This window comes from Parabacteroides sp. AF39-10AC (assembly GCF_003635405.1).
GTDB classification, from domain to species: domain Bacteria; phylum Bacteroidota; class Bacteroidia; order Bacteroidales; family Tannerellaceae; genus Parabacteroides; species Parabacteroides distasonis.
In genome coordinates, this window is sequence record NZ_QTLP01000010.1 from 142629 (window position 1) to 165013 (window position 22385).

Genomic DNA, 22385 nt, shown 5'->3' on the forward strand with positions numbered 1-22385 from the left:
ATCTGAAATAAAGAGTATAAATGAAACGATTAGGTTTTAGTTTATTGCTTTCGTTGGCCGTATTCGGAAGTGTGGCCGCACAAACCGGAAGCAAGCATGTTGACTTAAAAGAAATAACCGATGGGAAATTTCGTCAAGTGACGGCTATCGGAGAGATGCGATCCTTGCCGGATGGAGAACACTACACAGCCATGAACGCCGATAAGAGTATGATCATTAAATATTCCTATCGTACGGGAAATCCTGTGGATACATTGTTTAATGCCCGTAAAGCTCGTGAATGTACCTTTACGGATTTTGATGGATATACAATCAGCAGTACCGGGCATCATATCTTGGTTTGGAGGGATACGGAGTCTATTTATCGTCGCTCTACTAAGGCGGTGGTTTATGATTATGACGTGCGTCGTAATTATGTGAAGCCTATTTCCGATGCCAAGGGTAAGCAAATGATCCCGACTTTCTCGCCGGATGGTCGTATGTGCGCTTATGTACGGGATAATAATATTTGGATACGTAAGTTTGATTTCGACACGGAGGTACAAGTCACCAAGGACGGTGAGTTGAATAAGATATTGAATGGCATCACGGATTGGGTGTATGAGGAAGAATTTGCGGTGACAAATCTAATGGCGTGGTCTCCGGATAGCGAGTATCTGGCCTTTGTCCGTTTTGACGAGTCCGAGGTGCCCGAATATTCTATGCAGATGTATGGTGAGGGACTTTATCCGGGGTATTACGAATATAAATATCCGAAGGCCGGGCAGAAGAATTCAAAGGTTTCCGTACATTCTTATAGCGTAGTCACCAAAGACACGAAGGAGATGAAGGTCCCGGTAGAAGGTGACTTCTATATTCCCCGCATTACTTTCACGCAGAATCCGGATCAGTTGGCTATCATGACATTGAACCGCCAGCAGAATGTATTCAATATGTATTATGCAAATCCGAAGAGCGGTGTGTTCCGTTTGATCTTGCGTGAGGAAAATAAATGCTACGTGGATTCTGATTGGTTGACTTCCATCCAGTTCTTGAACAATGGGTTTACCTATGTGAGTGAACAAGATGGCTATTCCCATATTTATTTGTATTCCCCGACAGGTGTTATGCAACGTCAGGTAACTCAAGGGAACTGGGATGTCACGAAGTTCTTGGGCGTGGATGAGAATACGAAGACTTTCTATTACGAGTCTGCCGAAGAAAGCCCGATCCGCCGTTCTATCTATAAGATCGACGCTAAAGGCGTGAAGACAAAACTCTCTACGGAAGAGGGTATGAATAAGGCGGTCTTTAGTGACAATTTCGCTTATTTCGTGAATACCTATTCCAATGCGAATACCCCGGCGAAGATTACGGTGAATGAGACGAAGACCAAAAAGGAACTACGTGTTCTGCAAGATAACGCCGCGTTGAAGAGTAAGCTGAAGGAATATGTTTTTGCTAAGAAGGAATTTATGAAGGTACATACGGCTTCGGATTATGAGTTCAACGCTTGGATCGTAAAACCCGCTGATTTTGACCCGTCGAAGAAATATCCGGTGATGATGACGCAATATAGTGGTCCTAACTCCCAGCAAGTATTGGATCAATACGGTTTCGATTGGGAGCAATATCTGGCCTCAAATGGTATTATCGTGGTATGTGTGGATGGTCGTGGAACCGGTGCCCGTGGTGAGGCATTCCGTAAATGTACTTATTTGAGAATGGGCGAGCTGGAATCCAGAGACCAAGTGGAGGCTGCGCAAGCGTTGGGCAAGTTACCTTATATCGATAAGGATCGTATTGCGATCTGGGGTTGGAGTTTCGGAGGTTATAACACGTTGATGGCCTTGAGTACCGGAAACGGAACGTTTAAGGTGGGTATCGCCGTGGCTCCTCCGACGGACTGGAAATATTATGACTCCGTTTATACGGAGCGTTTCATGCGTACCCCGCAAGAGAATTTCGAGGGCTATGCGGCTACCTCTCCGTTACGCCGGGTGAAAGACTTGCAAGGCAAGTTATTGCTGGTTCATGGAACCGCCGATGATAATGTTCATTTTATGCAAACAATGGAATATGCCGAGGCTTTGGTTCAAGCGGGTAAGCAGTTCGATATGCATGTTTATAAAGATCGGAATCATAGCATATACGGTGGTAATACCCGTTACCATTTGTATACGAAGATGGCTAATTATTTATTCAATAATTTGTAAGACATGGCGCAGCATTTAAGAAAGCCGGATTGGTTGAAGATCCGGCTTGGCGGAAATGAGCAATTCACGAAGACAAAAAGTATTGTTGAATCTCATTGCCTTCACACAATATGCACAAGTGGTAAATGCCCGAATATGGGTGAATGTTGGAGCCGGGGAACAGCTACATTCATGATCGGTGGTGAGATCTGTACTCGCTCTTGTCGTTTTTGTAATACGCTAACGGGTAAACCTCTTCCGTTGGACCCGAAAGAGCCTGCGAATGTAGCGGAGAGCATCCGTTTAATGAATCTCAAGCATGCGGTGATCACGTCCGTTGATCGTGATGACTTACCAGACTTAGGCGCTTCTCATTGGGTAAATACGATCCGTACGATCAAAGAGGTGAATCCTCAAACGACTGTGGAAGTCTTAATCCCGGATTTTCAAGGACGATTGGATCTGGTTGATCAGGTCGTGGATGCGGCGCCTGAGATTATCTCCCATAATATGGAGACTGTACGCCGTATCAGTCCGCAAGTGCGTAGTGCCGCTAAGTATGACGTGAGCTTATCCGTTTTGCGACGAATCGCTGAGCGGGGTGTGGTAGCCAAGACTGGTATCATGGTCGGACTGGGTGAGACCGAGGATGAGGTGCTTGAATTAATGGATGATGTTTTGCTGGCGGGTGTTTCTGTTTTAACAATCGGGCAGTATTTACAGCCTTCTCGCAAGAATATTCCCGTCTCTGAATATGTGACTCCTGAATGCTTTGAATATTATAGACAGCAAGCCGTTGGCAAAGGTTTTAAGAAAGTAGAGAGCGCTCCGCTGGTACGCTCGTCGTACCATGCGGAAAAGCATATATGATTCATGAACTTTTGACAATCTTTGTTGTTATTAATATAAAAGTGGACTAAAGGGGGGAAGGAATGAACAGAGTAAAGAAAGGTCTAGATAATCAGGCGATAGGTTTATTGCCATTGTTGTTATTCATGTTTTTGGATAACTATTTTTCTTATTTATTATCTTTTATAATTGGGGTTACTTTCTGTTTTGTTTGTATTTTTTTGTTTCAGGTGTTGAGCAAGGATAAGGTATACCAATTTATGCTTCTGCCATCGGCGGGCACATTGGTCTTATATTCCGTATTTCTTTGTCTCAAGCTTGAACCTGTGTTGTTTATATACTCTCCTCTTATCACGGAAGTATTACTGGTCGTGGCGTTAGCGATCGTGGGGTTCACGAGGAGAACGGTCATACAACGTATACGCGATTCGAAACGTCCCTCTTTTAAACGTACTTTGCTTCGTACTACCTTGAACGAATTTTATTTCCTCGCTCAGTTGGTACAGAACCTGTACACGTTGCATCTTTTCATCATCTTGTTATATAGTATCTTGCCGGAAACGATGCAGAATATGCGTACCGAACGTTTTTTATACCGGGAGTTGGGATTGGTAATCGGTGTTTTGGTCATTGTTTATGAGCAAATACGTTTGTCCTTGATGCAAGGTAGCTTGAAAAAGGAAATGTGGGTTCCCGTATTGAATGACAATGGGAAGGTGATCGGTTGTATCGCACGTTCGGTCAGCCGCTCTTTACCGAAGAAATACTATCATCCGATCGTGCGTATCGCCGTTGTTTATAATGGTATGTTATATCTGGTGAGACGAAGTAAGGATGAGTTTGTCTCTCCGGATACGATGGATTATCCGTTCCATAATTACGTGCTCTTCCGACATAGTATAGATAGCACGGTCAAAGAGACTCTCGGAAGTTTGGCGCAAGATAAATCAATTGCTCCACGCTTCCTGATCCGTTATACATTTGAGAACGAGAAGGTGAAACATTTGGTATCTCTCTATGTTATTTGTTTACGTACGGAAGAGCAATTAAATCAATGTAAGCGCCGTAGCGGAAAGCTTTGGACAGCGAAACAAATCGAGGAGAACTTGAGCTCCGGGGTGTTTAGCGAATATTTTGAGAAAGAGTTCGCTTATTTGCAAAATACGATTCTTTTCGCCGAGAGTTTCTGTTGCGGTAACTAATCATCTTATAATGCCCGATTCCCTAGCTCTATTACTTCCAAATCTTTGATATCCTTTCCCTCAATAACGAAACGTAATAAGGTACGTACTTGATGAAAGCCACTTTTTCCAGCCGCTCCCGGATTCATATGCAGACACTTCAAGCTTCGATCGAATACTACTTTCAGGATATGCGAATGTCCGGAGATGAATAGATTTGGCCGTGTATCGTATAATTCTTTGCGGATCTCGGGATTGTAGCGGCCCGGATAACCTCCGATATGAGTCATCATAACGTTCACGTCTTCTACCTTGAAATGAGCTACTTTAGGATATTGCAGGCGAATGGCTTGTCCGTCTATATTTCCGTATACGGCCCTGAAAGGTTTCAATGCCTCGAATTTCGCGGCCAAAAGATCGGAGCCTATATCGCCCGCATGCCAGATTTCATCGCAATCTTTAAAATATTCGGCGTACTTATCATCCCAGTACGCATGGGTGTCTGAAAGCAATCCAACTTTAATCATAACAATTTCTTTTATTGCTCGAAAGTATCTATATTTACACGCCTAAGATAAGAATATTATGGAGAATTCATATCAATATTTTAAACGGGACTTAAGCTGGTTGTCGTTTAACTACCGTGTCTTGCTGGAAGCGGAAGATGATACGCTGCCTATTTATGAGCGTATTAAGTTCCTTTCTATCTATTCCTCGAATCTGGAAGAATTTTATGAGATCCGGGTTGCGGAACACCGGGGGGTAATCATGAAAAAGAATTATTCGGAGGAGAGCGCAGCTGAGGCGGAAGAGACCTTGGCGGCTATCACCCGGGAGGTTAACCGCCAGCAACGGGACTATTACCGTATTTTCTCGGAGAAGATATTGCCGGAATTGAATCGCCAGAATGTTTACTTATACCAGAATGAGAAGCCGGAACCTTTCCATGAAGAGTTTGTCCATAATTTCTTTAATGAGGAGGTTTTCCCATTCCTGTCGCCGGTCATGATTCAAGCCGGTGATATACGTACGTTCATCCGGGATCGTCGGCTTTACCTTGTGATCCGTATGATTAAGCGGAGCAAGCGGATGAATGAGCCGGGCTTCGTACCCGAGTATCATTATGCGTTGATGAAGATTCCTTATGCGAAAGTTCCCCGTTTTATAGAGTTGCCTCCGCATGACGGGAAATATTATATCATGTTTATCGACGACATTATCCGTGCGAATTTACAGAATGTTTTTCCCGGTTATATTATTGATGGCTGTTACAGCATCAAGATTTCCCGGGATGCGGATATTTATTTGGATGATGAGAGCCGGGCGAATATCGTGGAGAATATCCGTAAGAAGGTAAAGAAACGCAAGATCGGAGCCTTGAGCCGTTTTATGTATGATCAAGCGATGCCGGATGATTTTCTGGCTTTTGTTTGCGATGCCTTTGGTATTACGTCGGAGGACTTGGTGTTAGGTGGACGATATAATAATTTGCAGGACTTGATGAAATTGCCGAATCCGGCGGGAAAGCATTTGGAGCAGCAGCCACCGGTGCCTATGCGTGTGCCTTTCCTCGATGAGATGGGGTCGGTATTCAAGGCCGTGAAGAAGCGGGATATCTTATTGCATTTCCCTTATGAGTCGTTTGATTATTTGATCCGCTTTTTGATGGAGGCGGCCTTTGATCCGAAGGTGGATGAGATCAAGATTACCCAGTATCGAGTGGCAGAGAATTCGGCCGTGATTAATACGCTGGTCAGCGCTGCCCAGAATGGTAAGAAAGTGACGGTATTTGTGGAATTGAAAGCCCGTTTCGACGAGGAGAATAATATGAGTACGGCAGAGCGTATGGAGCAGGCCGGTATTCGTATCATTTATAGTATTCCGGGCTTGAAAGTACATGCGAAGGTCGCGGTCATTCTTCGGAAGGATACGTCCGAGGGACTTAAACGGCGTGATTTCGCCTATTTGAGTACCGGTAATTTCAATGAGAAGACGGCCAAGATCTATTCGGATATGGCGTTATTGACTTCGAATACGGAGATTATTACGGATATCAATAAAGTATTCGCTGTTTTGGAAGGGCGTATGAAAGAACCTACTTTCCGCCATTTGTTGGTGGCCCGTTTCAATATGGTCTCGGAATTGACTGGTAGGATTCGGCGGGAGATCGAGCATGTGCGGGAAGGCCGAAAAGGACGGATCATATTAAAGATGAACGGACTGCATGACCAACATATGATCGAGGAACTCTATCATGCGAGTGAGGCGGGGGTAGAGATCGATCTGATTGTCCGGGGGATTTGTTGCCTGGTACCGAACCAACCTTACAGCGCTAACATCCGGGTTACTCGTATCGTGGATATGTTTTTGGAGCATTCCCGGGTTTGGTATTTTCTGAATGATGGTCAGGAGGATCTTTTCCTTACCTCGGCGGATTGGATGCGTCGGAATTTGAACCGACGGATCGAGACGGCTTTCCCGATCCTTGATCCGGATCTGAAGAGGGAGATAATCGATATCTTGAATATCCAGCTAAGTGACAACGTGAAAGCTTGTTATTTGGATGGCGAGTTACGTAATAATTTTAAGTGTGATGATAATCCGGTAAAAGTGCGTTCGCAATTGGCTATCTATGATTATCTGAGAAATAAATCCATACGGTAACCGGGATGGGGGAGTTTTGGGGATTTGTTGATTGGGGGGCTGGTTGCTTAGCCTTGATCGTGGCGGTGGTATTTAGCTTTTTGTTGGGAGTACGTACGGGACGTATCCGGGAGAGAAATGAATCTGTCCGTTCTCGCATTCGGCAGAATAAAGCGAATATGTATCGCTATAAACAACAATTAGCCTCCTATCAAGAGCAAGTCGTACGCTTGGAGCGGGAACGGGATTCTCTGGTCATCCGCTCGGAGGCTTATGACCGGATCGAGACGGAGCTGACAGCCTATCGCCAGAAGATGGAGCAGTTGGAGAGAGAGATCCTTGTTCTTTCCGGCGATAATAACTTATTGGACAATGCTACCGGAAAAGTAGATGTGGATGTACCTAAGCTTTTATGTGCCCTTAAAGATGATCCTCTCCATGTGAATCCAAGTAAAGAGGAATGGGCTGAGATTATTGGTATGACCGATCTTCTGTTTAATAACTTCTTAACCGATCTGAGAAATAAATACAGTATTACCCGCCATGAGCAGGAAATATGTTGCTTGATCAAATGGAATTTCTCCCGAAAGGAGCAACTAGCCGTGTTTAATAATACTCCGGATGCGTTAACCAAATCGAAAGGCCGTTTAAAAAAACGTCTAGGCTTGGATGAAAAGACGGATTTGGATGCCTATGTCCGTTTATTATAAAGCTTAAAGTTATTTTGTTTGTCGTGATTGTCCGGCAATATTATCCGTTTATCTCCCATTGCGTGGTTTATATGTGTGATTATTAGTTGTTTGATGTTCGCTTGTTTTGTCCGGTACCATTTCTTTCCTCTTTACGATCCTTCCTGTACTTTTGCGATGTGTAGTTTAGTTTTTAAGAACGAATAATCAGGAATGCTATGAGAACACAAATTGTACTACTATGGATCAGCCTTAGCCTAATGGTGGGGCTTTCCGCTTGTGATTGGACTTCGTCCTCTCCGGTGGCCTCGCTACGGCGGGCTACCGGATGGCCTTTCGAGGTGGTGGTTGTAATGGATCGAGACGCATGGAATGGTGAGGTGGGGGAGTTGCTGCAAGAACAATTGCGAGCGCCGATACCTGCTTTGCCTCAAGCGGAAGCATCTATGCGTGTCACCTATTCGGAGCCATCGGGCTTTTCCGGTTTATTACGATACGTACGAAATATCTTGATCGTATCCGTAGATACTAACCGGTATACGAAAGCTGGAACAAGAGAGAGTCCCGATGAATGGGCCAGCGGTCAGAATGTTGTGACTCTGTATGCTCCGACTACCGCTGCTTTAACCGAGTTCCTTTTATTAAATGAAGGACGGTTGGTCAACCATTTCAATCGAGTGGAAAGGGAACGTTGGATAGTTGGACTTTCTAAGAGCCATAGCAGTTGGATCAATGAGAAGTTGAAGTCCCGTTTCGGTATCTCGCTGTTCGTGCCGGAAGATATGTCGGCCTATAAGGAAGAGACCGATTTCTTTTGGGGCTCGAATAACGCAAATAGGGGACGGACTGATATCTTGGTATATAGTTTTCCCTATACGGCTCAAGAGGCATTTACCGAAGATTATCTGGTCGCTATGCGTGATTCTGTAGTGAGGCGGAACGTACCGGGCTCTTTCCCGAATTCTTATATGAAGACAGAGAAGCGCTTCGAGCTTTCTTACGAGCCGATCACCTACCGTGGCGAATACCGCGGCGTATTGCGTGGTCTTTGGCGTATGGAAGGAGATAAGATGGGCGGCCCGTTTGTCAGCCATGCCCTGCTCGACAAGAAAAAAGGGCGGGTTATCGTAGCGGAAAGCTTTGTCTATGCCCCGGAATCAAAAAAGGCGAACTTGATCCGCCGGATGGAGGCCGCCTTGTTTACGTTGCGATTCGTGGATTAGGATTGATTCTCTCACGTATATAGGCGTAACCTCATGCGTATATACGCATCGGCCTACACGTACGTAAGTGTGGTCTTATACGTATATACGTGTGGCTTTATGCCTATATAGTGGTCTTATCGTCCTAAAAATAGTTTGATTTCCTCCGGAATATATCCCGTCCGTATACGCCACTCTTGCGGATACAGGTTATTGGCCCGGTTGCCAAGGTTCTTTACAAAACCTAGCGGAAGTCCTTGGTAGCGTACCAACACATATCCCTTATCTGTACCGGAGGGTAAGACGAGCGCCTCTTTCTTTAAGAATTTAATAGCGTCTTCCCATTCCAGTTCCACGGATGGAAATGCATTGGGGGTTAAGGCAGTACTTAAAGCCAGCTCTTGAGATGGGATAAAGTCTTTCCCTTTCGCTTCTCCTAGGCAAATACCGGCGGAAAGTACCCGTAAAGGCTTGGCATTGATGAGTGAAAATAGATCCGAATGGGCTTTGGGATACGCTCGAAGGAAACTGCCGTTCCATTCGAGAGAAAACGAAGTTTCATCCGAAAGGAACAGACGGGCCTCCTGTGGGATAGACGGAGCGGCTTTTCCTCGCTCTTTTTTCCCTTTGGACTTGACACGAATCTCCTCGATCTCGCCTTCCGCTTTCCGGAGGGCGGCGAGGAAAAAGCCTTCACCCCGTGTCTTATGCGGGAAGAAGCGGTAAACCGGATGTTCAAACCGGAGGGCGCCGGTGATCTGCCATTCCTCTTGGGTAGGGATAGGCAATGCCTCGGCTCCCAACTCCTCTATTATATAATGTATGTTCTCCTCATCCTCTTCCGTATTATAGGTACATGTACTGTAGATCAAGATACCTCCGGGTTTCAAGGCGTTCCAGATATCATGGATGATGCGCCGCCCACGGGAGGCGCAAAGCCGTACGTTATCTACGCTCCATTCGCCTGTGCTATCCGTATCTTTCCGGAACATGCCCTCACCGGAACAAGGTACGTCGGTGACGATCACGTCGAACAGATGAGGCAATGCCTCGCCGATCTCCTCCGGGTCATTATTGATAACGATCGTGTCCGGGCGGCCCCATTTAGCGATATTCTCGGCCAATACATAACTCCGGCTGCGGATCACCTCATTGCTCACTAACAGGCTTCCATCCGGCAATAAGCTCGCCAGATGCGTGGACTTGCCACCCGGGGCGGCGCATAAATCCAAGCAACGTACCGGCTCTTTTACGTATGCCTTGATCGCTTGTTCCAGAAACATGGAAGACGCTTCCTGCACGTAATAGGCCCCCGCATGGAATAGAGGATCGAAGGTGAAAGACAACCGTTCCGGCAAATAAAAACCGCTCTCGCACCAAGCAACCGGAGCACCTGCTTTGGGAGCGGGAGTCCCTTTCATCGAGTTGATACGGATACTTACGGGAACATCAGCGTTTAACGCTGCCTCTAAACGATCGAACTCCTCGCCAAGTAAAGCCCGTGTACGGGTAATAAAATCAATAGGAAGTGCCATGATTATTCTGTTAGTTTGCGGCAAAAGTACTACTTTCGCGGAAAACAAACAGTATGCGAGCATCTCTTTTCCTTATACCAGTTACCTTGGGCGATACGGAACATCGCCGTGTTTTACCAGAGTACAACCGTGACGTGATCTTATCTATCCGGCATTTTATCGTGGAAAACGTGCGTACGGCACGCCGTTTCTTGAAAAAGGTGGAGCCGGGGATTGTGATCGATGACTTGACATTTTATGAGCTGAATAAACATACCTCACCGGAACAAGTAGCTGGTTATCTGGCTCCTTTGGCGAAAGGCGAGAGTGTAGGCGTGATCTCGGAGGCGGGCTGTCCGGCGATCGCTGATCCGGGTGCTGACGTAGTGGCTATCGCCCAACGGAAGGATTATCCGGTGGTACCGTTGGTAGGGCCTTCGTCTATCTTGATGTCGGTGATGGGATCGGGCTTTAACGGACAGAGTTTCGCTTTTCACGGTTATCTGCCGATTGATGCTTCCGAGCGAACGAACACAATCAAGAAATTGGAGGGAAGGATCTATTCCGAGCATCAGACGCAATTGTTTATCGAGACTCCTTACCGGAATAATAAACTGGCCGAGGAGTTGATCCGTACGTGCCGTCCGTCTACGAAACTGTGTATCGCCTCGAATATAACCTGTGAGGATGAGTATATCCACACTCGCCCGGTCAAGGAATGGGCGGGTAAAGTTCCCGATCTGAGCAAGAAGCCTACTATTTTCCTAATCTATAAATAAGAGGATTGATATGAGTTATCAAGCGCACGAGACAGCGGTAATCGATGCCGGTTGTGAGATCGGGGAAGGAACCCATATCTGGCATTTTTCCCATATCATGACGGGATGCGTGATTGGCAGGGCGTGTAATATCGGCCAGAATGTAGTCGTATCGCCGGGCGTGGCCTTAGGGAATAACGTGAAGGTACAGAACAATGTGTCTATTTATACGGGGGTGATTTGCGAGGATGATGTGTTCTTGGGGCCTAGTTGCGTGTTTACAAATGTAACCAATCCGCGTAGCGCTGTCTCTCGGAAAGACCAGTATAAGGAGACGGTGATTGGCAAGGGGGCCTCGATCGGAGCTAACGCTACGATTATTTGTGGACATACGGTCGGGCGGTATGCCATGATCGGTGCCGGGGCGGTGGTAACGAAGGATGTTCCGGCTTATGCGCTGGTTGTAGGAAATCCATCGCGGCAGATCGGTTGGGTAAGCGAGTACGGCCATCGCCTTGTATTTGACTCCGAAGGATTCGCCACCTGTCCGGAAAGCGGCCAACGTTACCGCCTACACAATCACCAAGTTGTAGAGACGGGGCGTGCCCCGTCTCCCACAGACTGATCGTATCTTAAATTACTATTTTGCAGGGATGAGACGGGGCACGCCCCGTCTCTACAATACAGACAATATTAATATTCTATACAAACATGAAAACATCTTTTTTCAAGCAAGGGTTCTTAGCGATAGGGATAGCCTGTTGCATGCAGCTTTCCGCCGTAGAGAATCCTGTAGACTACGTGAATACGTTAGTCGGTACCCAATCCAAGTACGAATTATCTACCGGAAATACCTATCCGGCCACGGCTATGCCTTGGGGTATGAACTTCTGGACTCCCCAGACCGGCGAGATGGGCAACGGCTGGACCTATCGTTACGACGCGGATAAGATCCGGGGATTCAAGCAAACCCATCAACCGAGCCCGTGGATGAACGATTACGGGCAGTTCTCCATTATGCCTACTACCGAAGGCTTGGTCTTCGACGAGGAGAAACGGGCTAGCTGGTTCTCTCACAAAGGGGAAGTGGCTACACCTTATTATTATAAGGTCTATCTAGCCGATCATGACGTGACTACCGAGTTGGTTCCGACGGAACGTGCGGCTAAGTTCCGCTTTACATTCCCGGAAACCAAGAAAGCGTATATCGTCATCGACGCTTTCGATAAAGGCTCTTATATAAAGGTATTGCCTGCGGAACGTAAGATCATCGGTTATTCCACGAAGAACACGGGCGGTGTTCCCCGTAACTTCAAGAATTATTTCGTGATCCAGTTCGATAAGCCATTCACGTTCTCCTCTACGGTTAAGAACGGGGCGATCCAGTTGGATGAGTCGGAGGTGAAGACAAACCATGCCGGCGCTATCATCGGTTTTGAGACAAAGGCCGGCGAGGTGGTGCATGCCAATGTGGCTTCTTCTTTCATCAGCACCGAGCAGGCCGAGTTAAACTTGCGTGAGGTGGGAGATACTGGTTTCGATCAGCTAGTGACCAAAGGGAAGGAAATCTGGAACCGGGAATTAGGTAAGATCGAGGTAGAGGATACGAACATCGATAACTTGCGTACTTTCTATTCTTGCTTGTATCGTTCCTTGCTTTTCCCTCGTAGCTTCTATGAGATCGATGCCAAAGGGCAAGTCATGCATTATAGCCCTTATAACGGTGAGGTCTTGCCGGGCTATATGTTTACCGATACCGGTTTCTGGGATACGTTCCGTTGTCTTTTCCCCTTCTTGAACCTGATGTATCCGGAGATGAACCAAAAGATGCAGGAAGGTTTGGTGAACGCTTATAAAGAGAGCGGTTTCTTGCCGGAATGGGCAAGTCCGGGCCACCGGGATTGCATGGTCGGCAATAACTCCGCTTCCGTGGTAGCCGACGCTTATATCAAAGGCTTGAGAGGATACGATATCGAGACGCTTTGGGAAGCTTTGAAGCATGACGCGAATAGCCAACTGCCGAGAACGGCTTCCGGTCGTGTCGCTTACGAGGAGTATAATAAACTGGGTTATGTACCGAATAATATCGGTATCGGACAAAACGTAGCTCGTACCTTGGAATATGCTTATAATGACTGGACAATTTATGCGTTAGGAAAGAAACTAGGCAAGCCGGCAAGCGAGATCGATATCTTCAAGCAACGGGCTAACAACTATAAGAATGTGTACGACCCAAAATATAAGTTGATGGTCGGACGCTCTGATAAGGGCGAGTTCAACCCTTCTTTTAAAGGTACGGACTGGAGCCGTGATTTCTGCGAGGGTAATAGCTGGCATTGGAGTTTCTGTGTTTTCCACGACCCGCAAGGTCTTATCGACTTAATGGGAGGAAAGAAGGAATTCAACCACATGATGGATTCCGTCTTCAAGATGCCTAGTCGTTTGGGTATGGATAGCCGCGGTATGATCCATGAGATGCGTGAGATGCAAGTAATGAATATGGGACAATACGCCCACGGAAACCAACCCATCCAGCATATGGTATATCTATACAACTATTCCGGCGAGCCTTGGAAAGCCCAATACTGGGTGCGCGAGATCATGCACAAACTTTATACCGCTGAGGCGGATGGCTATTGCGGCGATGAGGATAACGGACAGACTTCCGCATGGTATGTGTTCTCTGCCTTAGGCTTCTATACCGTATGTCCGGGCACCGACCAATATGTATTAGGTACTCCTCTGTTCAAATCCGTAAAACTCCATCTGGATAACGGAAAGCAGGTGTTGATCCAAGCGGACAAGGCTGATCGGGAGAACCGTTACATCAAGGGTATGAAAGTAAACGGCAAGACATACACCCGCAATTTCTTGACACATGAGCAGTTGCTAGGTGGCGCAAAAATTCAATACCAAATGAGCGATACCCCTAATAAACAGCGAGGTACGCAGGATAGTGATCGCCCCTATTCATTCTCTTTGGAATAAGAAAACCATGATGCCCATTGTAAGCCTGTTACAATAGGCATTCTAAGCACCTTACGATGCCCATTGTGAAGACCTTACGATGGGCATTGTTATTTTATGTGAATTCCGGTTTGAAATAATGATGGAGAGAGTTGCGTTTTACCTTAGGGTTGTTACCTTTGCGATGACTAATCAGTTTTTCTATCCTCTTTGTTTATCCTTTTAATTTAGATGTATGGCAAACTCAAAAGAGATGACGAGGGGTGCTGTATTCCCTCTTCTATTCAGTTTCACGATGCCATTGTTATTAGGGAATCTGCTTCAGCAGACTTATTCTTTGATCGATGCCGCTATCGTAGGTAAATTTCTAGGTATAAATTCGCTGGCTGCCGTAGGAGCCAGTACCTCGGTGATTTTCTTGATTCTGGGATTCTGTAACGGATGTTGCGCCGGTTTTGGCATCCCGGTAGCTCAAAAGTTCGGGGCGAGGGATTATGCGACGATGCGCCGTTACGTGGCGGTGGGGTTGCAATTGGCTACGGTGATGTCCGTGGTGATCGCCGCTGTCTCCGGTTTCTATTGCCGGGATATCTTGCGGGGGATGCAGACACCCGGGAATATCTTCGATGGGGCCTATGATTATTTGTTTGTTACTTTTATCGGTATTCCTTGTACATTCTTCTATAATTTGTTGGCAAGTATCATGCGGGCTTTGGGAGATAGCAAGACTCCATTCTGGTTCTTGCTGTTCTCTACGGTCTTGAATGTTTTCTTGGATTTATTCTGCATCTTGGTGCTAGGATGGGGCGTGATGGGAGCGGCTATCGCTACGGTTTTCTCGCAAGGGCTTTCCGCCATTCTATGTTATTTATATATGCTTCGGAAATTTCCGATCTTACGGGCTACTTCTTCCGAGGATCGAAGGTTTCATGCCGGGCTGGCCCGTACCTTATTGGCGATGGGGGTTCCGATGGGATTGCAATTTTCTATTACCGCTATTGGCAGTATCATGTTGCAGAGCGCCAATAACGCCTTGGGCACGGCCTGTGTCGCTGCCTTTACTTCCGCCGCCCGTATCAAGATGTTCTTCATTTGCGCTTTTGAGAGTTTGGGTATCGCCATGGCTACGTATTGCGGACAGAATTATGGGGCGGGAAAGCCGGAGCGTATTTTGCAGGGAATTAAGGTGAGTTCGTTGATGATGCTTACGTATGCCGCCGCTACATGGATGATCTTGATGCTGGGGTCTCGTTGGCTGGCCTTGTTGTTTGTGGCTCCATCTGAGGTCGAGATACTGGACTATACGGAGCAGTTTTTGCATATTTCTTGCTGGTTCTTCCCGGCTGTCGGGCTACTGTGTATCTTGCGTTACGCGATACAAGGGGTAGGTTTTAGCAACCTTGCGATGCTCTCGGGTGTTTCAGAGATGATCGCACGTATCTTGGTGAGCTTGTATGCGGTTCCCGCTTTTGGGTTCTTAGGCGTTTGTTTCGGTGATCCGTTGGCTTGGGTTGCCGCTGACTTATTCTTGATACCTGCGTTTTTGTATGTTTATAAAAAGATAAAGAAAAGATTAGATGATGAGAAAGTATCGGTGTCCGCAGTGTGATATCCCTTCTATGTATGTAAAGAATGCGGCTGGGGAACGTCTTTTAGTGTATGTTTACGAGAATGGGGAGGTCGTTCCCAAAGATCCCACTACGGATCTGTCCGGATTTGACTTGACAGAGGTATTTTGCCTAGGATGCTCATGGCATGGAGCGCCTAGGAAATGCCGGTGATTTTAATGGGTGGCAAGTTCTTATAAGTCTTCTTTGGGTAATTCTCTGATCACTCTACATGGGTTACCGACGGCCACGCTATAGGTGGGAATGGATTTTGTCACTACACTGCCTGCCCCGATCACGCTGTTCCTCCCGATCGTGATGCCGGGTAAGACGATCGTTCCACCACCAATCCAAACATTGTCTTCAATGGTGATGGGGAGGGCTTTTGTCCTGAAAAATAAATCCCCCGATCGTTCGTCCCAATCATTCACGAAGCGTTCGTTCGCATTTATCGGGTGCGTAGCCGTATATAATTGTACGTTGGGGGCGATGAGGACGTTATTTCCTATTTTGATAATATTATCGTCTAAAAACGTACAGTTCATATTGATAATGACCTTGTCACCAATAAAGATGTGCTTCCCGCATTCGCAATGGAAATTTATATCAATGCTGGAATACTTGCCAATGCTTCCTAGCATTTGGCGTAAGAGGGCATCTCTTGTAGCGCTGTCGGTTATATTGGTTGCGTTCAAACGAGCGAGTAGGTTTTTCGTCTGGACGATCATTTGCAGGACTTCTTGATCCAGATGGTTGCAATACTCGCCCGCCAAGAACTTTTGATAATTTGTTTCCATAATGATTACAGGGATTTGATACGGTTATTTACATATGTTGAAGTTGTATATAGAAGACGATGAAAAAGGCGATAGTCGCAATCAGGGCGATAGAAGAATATAGACGGAAAGGCTTATCTTGTTTATAGACTCCATAGGCTAGTCCTATCAAGGCGCACAGTAGTATACCAGTAGGGATGCCGAAGAAGCCTAAAACAATGACGCTAATAAGCATTACCCATCCCATGGCTATTAATATTTTACTTCTGATAGTTCTCATCTTTAGTATCTGTTTAGTTATTGGATATAATAGACAATTTTAGTGTTGAGAAAATGGAATCTTGGCACGTATCTCTATCCTCTCGAAAGTGATAGGATGCGTGAATGCTAGATATTCAGCGTGCAGATAGAGCCGTTCCGCCTTTCGTCCGTAAAGCTCGTCGCCAAGGATGGGGCAATGAAGGCCTTGGGGATGGGCGGCGTGTACCCGTAGCTGGTGGGTACGTCCGGTTTGGGGATAAAAGGCGATAAGGGTTTTTCCGGAAGTCCGTTCCAATACCCGGTAGCGCGTGAGGGCAGGTTTCCCGAACTCCTCGCTTACGATTTGCCGGGGCCTGTCCAATGGATCGGGGCATAGCGGGAGACGAATCTCGCCCTCATCTTGGGGAACTTCACCCTCTAATAAGGCGATATACCTTTTCTGGATGGTTCGGTTCTTGAATTGGGCTTGCAGGTTCTGATGCGCTTCTTTGGTCTTGGCGGCGAGTAGCAAGCCGGATGTCGCCATATCCAAGCGATGTACGATAATTGGGCCGGTGGCTTCCGGGTAAAGGATCGATAGCCTTTGATAGACGGAGTCCGCGTCTCCCTTGCCGGGAACGGAGAGCATACCTTCCGGTTTATTGATGACCAACAAATAGTCGTCCTCATAAAGGATATCCAGTTTCGTCTCCCGGTGAGAGTCCGCCAATAACGGATTCTCATCTACCCGCAATCCCAGTAGCATATGATTGAGGATCGGCTCGCATTTTCCTTTGCAAGCCGGATAATAATATCCATGGTGCCGAATCTCCGTCTTGGGAGAATCGCCCCACCAGAACTCTGCCATGGCGATCGGCTCCAACTGATGCTGGTAGGCGTATTGCAAGAGTTTAGGGGCGGCGCACTCACCCGCTCCGGCAGGCGGCGCACCTTGGTAGGTAGGGGCGAACAGTTCGCATAAGTCCTTCACCTCGCCCCGGGCGTTCAGGATTCGGAATTGTTCGAACAACTTACGTTGCAAGGCCGCCGACCGTCGCTTGCGTTCTTGCTTCAGTTGCTCGATCTCTTGTTCAAGCCGATCCACCTTGGCTTGATCCTCCTCCAGTATAGACCGCAATGATTTCTTGGTTAGCTTGTGAGCGGCTTTCATGTGTTGGCTCTCTTTAATAAGAAGTGTGGTCTCTTCTTCCGTGAGAGGGAACTGCCGAAGTCGGTCGCGCTCCTCTTTCCTCTTTTTCATCAAGTCTTTTGCGGCCTGTAATACGAAATCGCAGTATTCGATCGTGCTTTGTAACCTCGACCGTGCGTCTTCGAGAGCTGGAGAGGCTTGCAGGGTTCGGATACGGGCATTGATCTCATTGATCCGCTCCTCCTCTTGCCGGAAGAAACCATCCGGTTGTAATAGGTCATAGATCGGGGGGACGAAGAAAGGATGTACATTCTTCCCCGCTAGGTTACCGGAGAACGCGGCCAGATAGCCGACCTCTCCGGCGGGAGTACGAACCACCAATACGCCGAACATTTTTCCGGCTTGTAACTCTTCCTGCCATTCGGTTCGTTCTTTCAGGTATGCCTGCGTTTCCTCAGCCGCTATTACGCATAGAGGATGCGGTGTATAGTGAAAAGGATACGTGAATCGTTCCGGTAAGGGGATCGATTGTATCGGTTGGGCAAACGTGTGAAACTTAGATTCCATCATTCATTTTTTAATAGACAATAAGCATAAACGGCCGGTGCCGTAGGATCTCCCTCTTGATACAATCCCGGACGGGAGATACGATCCCATTGGATCAACGACCGGGTCTCTTTCGCGGAGAGAGCTTCGCCGACGATCTTGTTCCATGCTTGTCCGTCCTTACTCCAGTAGAACGTGCTATGCGTACCGTCGGTCACTTTCATCCGTAGATATAAAGGCGAGGCGGGAAGAGGAAGATCGGCCAATTGATGTTCTTTCCCCTCTAGGATATATTTCAATATCAAACGGTCTCCTACGCATCCGCAGGTGATTAGGTTATTTGCGTCTCCGTACATCGTGATTCCTTTCCAACTGTCATTCCGGTTTACGATCGCTGTTTCCAACGTGTAATCCGGGGAGGTTGGGCGTAAACAAAGTGCCGCTCCGGTCTTTACGCCGGGTTTCGGTGTTCCGGATAGAGCGAGTTTACCGTTCTTGATTTCAGTCTTGACATCAGCGTAAGGATAGTTCCAACTCCATTCAGGACGCAAGGTAGCACCGGTGAAATCATCCGAGAAATCGAATACCGGCACTTGCGCGGACTCGGCAAATGGCATGGGTTGCGTGCGGCTCGCGTATTCGCCGGTTACGAAGTGAGGCCAATGATCCTCGCCCATTCTCACCTCTTGCAGATAAGGTTGGCGACCTTGGTAGAAGCCGCTTCCCGGCTGGTAAGCGTGGCATAGGTAATACATGCGTCCGTCCGGTGTTGTCGTAATCGTTCCGTGACCGATGGAGAGAACCTCCTTGCTTCCGTGCAAGATCGGGTTTCCTTGGTATTTCTCGTAAGGACCTTCCAGCTTTTTCGAGCGAGCCACGGATACGGCGTAATCGCTCTGCGGGCCGCAACAGCCTCTCACGGAGTAGATGATATAGTAATATCCGTCTTTCTTGAACCAATGCTGACCTTCCATACCTTGACGCTCATCGTCACGCAGCAGGCTGAAAGGCTTTCCGTCTAGGCGAAGCCCATCGTCCGTCAACTTACAGGCCAATAACTCTATGGGTTGGTTATCCAATCCATAAGCCTTCCAACTGATGTAAAGTTTGCCTTTATCCTCCAAGATAAATGCGTCTATCGCTTCCTTCCCAAACTCTACCACCGGGCCGTAATCCTTGAACTTGCCCGTAGGTGAATCCGCCACGGCGACACCGATGCACGAGATGTTATCCGATTGCTTCCGGGCCGTATAATAGACATATACCTTCCCTTTATGCTGATACCATTCCGGAGCCCAGAATGAGGATTTAGTCCATTCCGGCTTCTCGTCGAATACATGTCCGGTTTGCTGCCAGTTCACCAAATCGGTAGAGGTGAAAACCGGATAATAGGGGGCCCATTCCGAGGAGGTGCCAGTGATATAGTAAGTCTGGTCGATCCGAATAATGGAAGGATCGGCTACGTCACCGTGGATTACGGGATTGGTAAAATAGGATTCTTGTTGCGCTAGTCCTGTGGCCAAGGAGGCGGCACAGAAGAATAGTGTGAAAATCTTTCTCATGTTTTATCGTATTTTTTTTAAGATGTTCTTACGTACGGTCCGCAAAGAGATTTGTAGAAAATCGGGTTCCGCCAGATCAAGTAGTGTCTTATACTCCAGTAATAGCTCTGGAATGGGACGGCATAACTCATATCCCAGTTTCATACAAAGCGTTTGTACACCGGGTAATTCCTTCGCTGAAAGCATCCGGTCCAGGCAGAAGTTCAGGAAATCTACTCGTGGGGGATTCGTCTGGGGTTGTCGTACAAGCAGGTTCAAGAGAATGCGTCGCTTTCCGGAGTGCTTACAGTTAAGCACCTCATTTATCAGCTCATCCTGTTTATCATATAGCCATTCGTTTTCCTTGGTCGAGAAATGGCTACAGACCCATAACGCTTGATAACTAACGGCATCATCCGGATCGAATATCAGATCGTATAGCTCTGCTTTCCGTTCTTGGTTCCCTTGTACATAAAATAATATCTCATGGATATCCTCTATATGACAGCGGCTTGATAGTCTCTCTTTTAGGTCCATTCTCAATCTTTGTTGTTGTGTTAAGATCATTCCCTTAAATTTTTAAGGAAGTGTAGCTTGAAGATGAAGTATCGGGAATGGCTTGTTGGAGGAATCTGTCTCGTCTCTTCCTATCACTTGGAATCCCAGATGCTGATAGAAATGAAGTGCGGTTGTGTTTTGCTCATTTACGTCGACTTTTCGGATGGGTGTCTCTTGCAAGGCGAATTGGATAAGTCGTTTACCTAATCCTTTGCCTTGCTCTTCTGGATGTACGAAAAGCATCTCGATAAGCTCATCGCTTAAGCCCATGAAGGCGGCGATCTTTCCTCGCTCATTTCGGATGATATAAAGTTCTACCAATGGGAAATATCCGGGAACAAGTTCTTTATAAAATAAGATATCCTCTTCTTTTAGGAAATGATGGGTACTACGTACGGACGCTTCCCAAAGCAGAAGAAGCTCATTGAAGTCCTCGAAGGAGGGACGGGTTATCGTTCGCCTCATCGGGGTGTACTTCATCCCATGTGTAGTTTGTTCTTCGCAGATTGGTTCGAACCCGAATTTCCGGTAGATTGGGATTGCATAGGAAGAGGAATTGACTGTCATTTCCGAGACTGGCTTATCTTGGATAGCGGCCTCGAATAATCGTTTGCCGATACCTTTTCCATGATACATAGGCGTGATGAAGAATAAGGAGATATGCTTTCCTTCATTTTTTGTTGCGATTAGACCTATTAATGACTCACCCTCGAATGCTCCGTAAATGGTTAGCTCATTTACCAGATCCTTATTGTAAATGAAACTCTTGAAGGTTTTCAATCCCTCTTCGTCGAAGTCATTCTTGCCACATTGGATGAACACGTCCAAAGACAAGGTTAATGCCTTATCGTATTCGTTTACCTGTAATTGTCTTATTTGCATAAATGGATTATAAGTCTTTGTTCCCAACTAATTTCTCATCCGCTACGATCTCAAAATGATGCGCATCGATGAATCGTCCGTTTTTGTAACAAGCTTTTCGGAAGATGCCAGTCTTCTTGAATCCCACTTTCTCTAATACCCGCATGGATGCCAGATTATATTCATACACCGTGGCGAATATACGAATAACCTCCGTATGCTCAAAATAATACTGGATCGCATCGGCTAACGCTTCAGAGGTAATCCCTTGGTTCCAATATCTCTCACTGATCCAATAACCGACTTCCGCATTGAAACGTTCCACATCCGTTCCTCTCACAAAACCTATATTGCCGATTGCCTCACCATGAACCACAATGCAGAAATCCGATATTTCAGTTTTTTCTCGTGCTTGGCTGATGAAGCAGCGGGCATTTTCTTTTGTATAAGGATGAGGCAATCCATCCCGACAGTTATCCCAGATCTTCTTGTTATTAAGGTGCAAGGTTAAGGATTCCGTATCTTGACCTTCCCAACTCCTGAGCGTATATAAATCTTTTGTTACTACTATCATAAACTATTGTTTTTGTTTGAAAAGGAATGATGGTCAAGATAATAGCACAAATGATCCTCTATTTGTCCAGTATGCATTAGCTCTGCTTGATGAAGCCGTCCTTCGTATACGAATCCATTCTTCTCTAATACACGTTGTGAGCGTTGATTGTGAGGATAACAATTTGCCGTGATCAAATGTAAATCCATTTGAGTAAATCCGTAATTCAATACGGATTGCACTGCTTCTGTCATGAAGCCTTGTCCCCAACACTCTTCTTTTAGCCAATAACCCAGCATGCGAGCATGTGGGTTTTCTCTTTTGGGATCAGGAATGATGCCAATGGAGCCAATGACTTGTTGAGTCTCTTTTGATACGATAGCCCAAACCCCTTCTTTTCCGATAAATATGGTATTTAGTACATCAATAGTCTCTTCGATCGTTTCGAGAGGTTTCCATCCTGCGTTATTGCCTAGGTTTGGATTCTTACAGCTCTCAAAAACATCAGGAGCATCGCTTTCGCTGAAAGGACGGAGCACAAGACGGTTGGTTTCTATATTCGATGTTTGTGTCATA

General features: G+C 46.6%; 21 protein-coding genes and 1 pseudogene. 11 read left to right on the forward strand and 11 right to left on the reverse strand.

Annotated features, from left to right (window positions below; all coding sequences use genetic code 11):
- Positions 1-20 precede the first annotated feature (20 nt).
- The 3 genes from DW033_RS11210 (at position 21) to DW033_RS11220 (ending at position 4225) form a co-directional block, all read left to right on the forward strand.
- Complete coding sequence (locus DW033_RS11210; protein WP_009275624.1) at positions 21-2195, forward strand: S9 family peptidase; 2175 nt, start codon at positions 21-23, stop codon at positions 2193-2195.
- A gap of 3 nt (positions 2196-2198) precedes the next feature.
- A complete protein-coding gene (gene lipA, locus DW033_RS11215) occupies positions 2199-3044 on the forward strand; it encodes a lipoyl synthase (RefSeq protein WP_005864229.1) in 846 nt (281 codons plus the stop codon).
- A gap of 62 nt (positions 3045-3106) precedes the next feature.
- Positions 3107-4225, forward strand: a complete 1119-nt coding sequence (locus tag DW033_RS11220; protein WP_005854270.1) for a hypothetical protein — start codon at positions 3107-3109, stop codon at positions 4223-4225.
- Between the two features lie 5 nt (positions 4226-4230).
- Here DW033_RS11220 and DW033_RS11225 read toward each other — a convergent pair whose 3' ends face one another.
- Positions 4231-4731 (reverse strand): metallophosphoesterase, encoded by a 501-nt coding sequence (locus DW033_RS11225; RefSeq protein WP_009018034.1) that lies wholly within the window; start codon positions 4729-4731, stop codon positions 4231-4233.
- A 58-nt stretch (positions 4732-4789) separates the two neighbouring features.
- Between DW033_RS11225 and DW033_RS11230 the strand changes: the two genes are divergently transcribed.
- The 3 genes from DW033_RS11230 (at position 4790) to DW033_RS11240 (ending at position 8759) form a co-directional block, all read left to right on the forward strand.
- The gene (locus DW033_RS11230) at positions 4790-6868 is read left to right on the forward strand and encodes an RNA degradosome polyphosphate kinase (protein WP_005854272.1); all 2079 of its coding nucleotides are present in this window, start codon (positions 4790-4792) and stop codon (positions 6866-6868) included.
- 5 nt (positions 6869-6873) lie between these two features.
- Entirely contained in the window at positions 6874-7557 is a 684-nt protein-coding gene (locus DW033_RS11235; protein WP_005864237.1) for a hypothetical protein, read from the forward strand.
- Between the two features lie 197 nt (positions 7558-7754).
- A complete protein-coding gene (locus DW033_RS11240; RefSeq protein WP_048927539.1) occupies positions 7755-8759 on the forward strand; it encodes a DUF4837 family protein in 1005 nt (334 codons plus the stop codon).
- A 116-nt stretch (positions 8760-8875) separates the two neighbouring features.
- Here the strand turns inward: DW033_RS11240 and DW033_RS11245 are convergent, their stop codons facing one another.
- Positions 8876-10273, reverse strand: a complete 1398-nt coding sequence (locus tag DW033_RS11245; protein WP_121961763.1) for an rRNA cytosine-C5-methyltransferase — start codon at positions 10271-10273, stop codon at positions 8876-8878.
- 53 nt (positions 10274-10326) lie between these two features.
- Between DW033_RS11245 and DW033_RS11250 the strand changes: the two genes are divergently transcribed.
- The 5 genes from DW033_RS11250 (at position 10327) to DW033_RS11270 (ending at position 15758) form a co-directional block, all read left to right on the forward strand.
- Complete coding sequence (locus DW033_RS11250; RefSeq protein WP_005854278.1) at positions 10327-11031, forward strand: SAM-dependent methyltransferase; 705 nt, start codon at positions 10327-10329, stop codon at positions 11029-11031.
- Positions 11032-11041: 10 nt separating this feature from the next.
- Positions 11042-11635: an acyltransferase gene (locus DW033_RS11255; RefSeq protein WP_122382755.1), complete on the forward strand. Its 594-nt coding sequence runs from the start codon at positions 11042-11044 to the stop codon at positions 11633-11635.
- Between the two features lie 86 nt (positions 11636-11721).
- Complete coding sequence (locus DW033_RS11260) at positions 11722-13998, forward strand: GH92 family glycosyl hydrolase (protein ID WP_122378505.1); 2277 nt, start codon at positions 11722-11724, stop codon at positions 13996-13998.
- 214 nt (positions 13999-14212) lie between these two features.
- Positions 14213-15586 (forward strand): MATE family efflux transporter, encoded by a 1374-nt coding sequence (locus DW033_RS11265; RefSeq protein WP_121960949.1) that lies wholly within the window; start codon positions 14213-14215, stop codon positions 15584-15586.
- Entirely contained in the window at positions 15555-15758 is a 204-nt protein-coding gene (locus tag DW033_RS11270) for a hypothetical protein (RefSeq protein WP_121960948.1), read from the forward strand. Before DW033_RS11265 ends, DW033_RS11270 begins: the two co-directional genes overlap by 32 nt.
- Before the next feature lie 20 nt (positions 15759-15778).
- Here the strand turns inward: DW033_RS11270 and DW033_RS11275 are convergent, their stop codons facing one another.
- The 9 genes and pseudogenes from DW033_RS11275 to DW033_RS11310 form a co-directional block, all read right to left on the reverse strand.
- The gene (locus DW033_RS11275) at positions 15779-16381 is read right to left on the reverse strand and encodes a sugar O-acetyltransferase (RefSeq protein ID WP_005854288.1); all 603 of its coding nucleotides are present in this window, start codon (positions 16379-16381) and stop codon (positions 15779-15781) included.
- 28 nt (positions 16382-16409) lie between these two features.
- Positions 16410-16640, reverse strand: a complete 231-nt coding sequence (locus DW033_RS11280) for a hypothetical protein (protein WP_121960947.1) — start codon at positions 16638-16640, stop codon at positions 16410-16412.
- A gap of 39 nt (positions 16641-16679) precedes the next feature.
- Positions 16680-18317: an RluA family pseudouridine synthase gene (locus DW033_RS11285; protein ID WP_122382763.1), complete on the reverse strand. Its 1638-nt coding sequence runs from the start codon at positions 18315-18317 to the stop codon at positions 16680-16682.
- The gene (locus tag DW033_RS11290; RefSeq protein ID WP_122382756.1) at positions 18317-19858 is read right to left on the reverse strand and encodes a family 43 glycosylhydrolase; all 1542 of its coding nucleotides are present in this window, start codon (positions 19856-19858) and stop codon (positions 18317-18319) included. Before DW033_RS11290 ends, DW033_RS11285 begins: the two co-directional genes overlap by 1 nt.
- Before the next feature lie 3 nt (positions 19859-19861).
- Positions 19862-20374, reverse strand: a complete 513-nt coding sequence (locus tag DW033_RS11295; RefSeq protein WP_122382764.1) for a hypothetical protein — start codon at positions 20372-20374, stop codon at positions 19862-19864.
- A gap of 42 nt (positions 20375-20416) precedes the next feature.
- Positions 20417-20860, reverse strand: a complete 444-nt coding sequence (locus tag DW033_RS25315) for a GNAT family N-acetyltransferase (RefSeq protein WP_309431177.1) — start codon at positions 20858-20860, stop codon at positions 20417-20419.
- Positions 20840-21277 (reverse strand): annotated as a pseudogene (locus DW033_RS25320) (GNAT family N-acetyltransferase); the annotation flags it as partial. The pseudogene DW033_RS25320 and the gene DW033_RS25315, both read right to left, overlap by 21 nt.
- Positions 21278-21284: 7 nt before the next feature.
- Positions 21285-21830 (reverse strand): GNAT family N-acetyltransferase, encoded by a 546-nt coding sequence (locus DW033_RS11305; RefSeq protein ID WP_005864267.1) that lies wholly within the window; start codon positions 21828-21830, stop codon positions 21285-21287.
- Positions 21827-22384 carry a GNAT family N-acetyltransferase gene (locus DW033_RS11310; RefSeq protein ID WP_044545687.1) on the reverse strand — a complete coding sequence of 186 codons (558 nt, stop codon included), beginning with the start codon at positions 22382-22384 and terminating at the stop codon, positions 21827-21829. The genes DW033_RS11305 and DW033_RS11310 overlap by 4 nt, the downstream gene beginning before the upstream one ends.
- Position 22385: the final 1 nt, after the last annotated feature.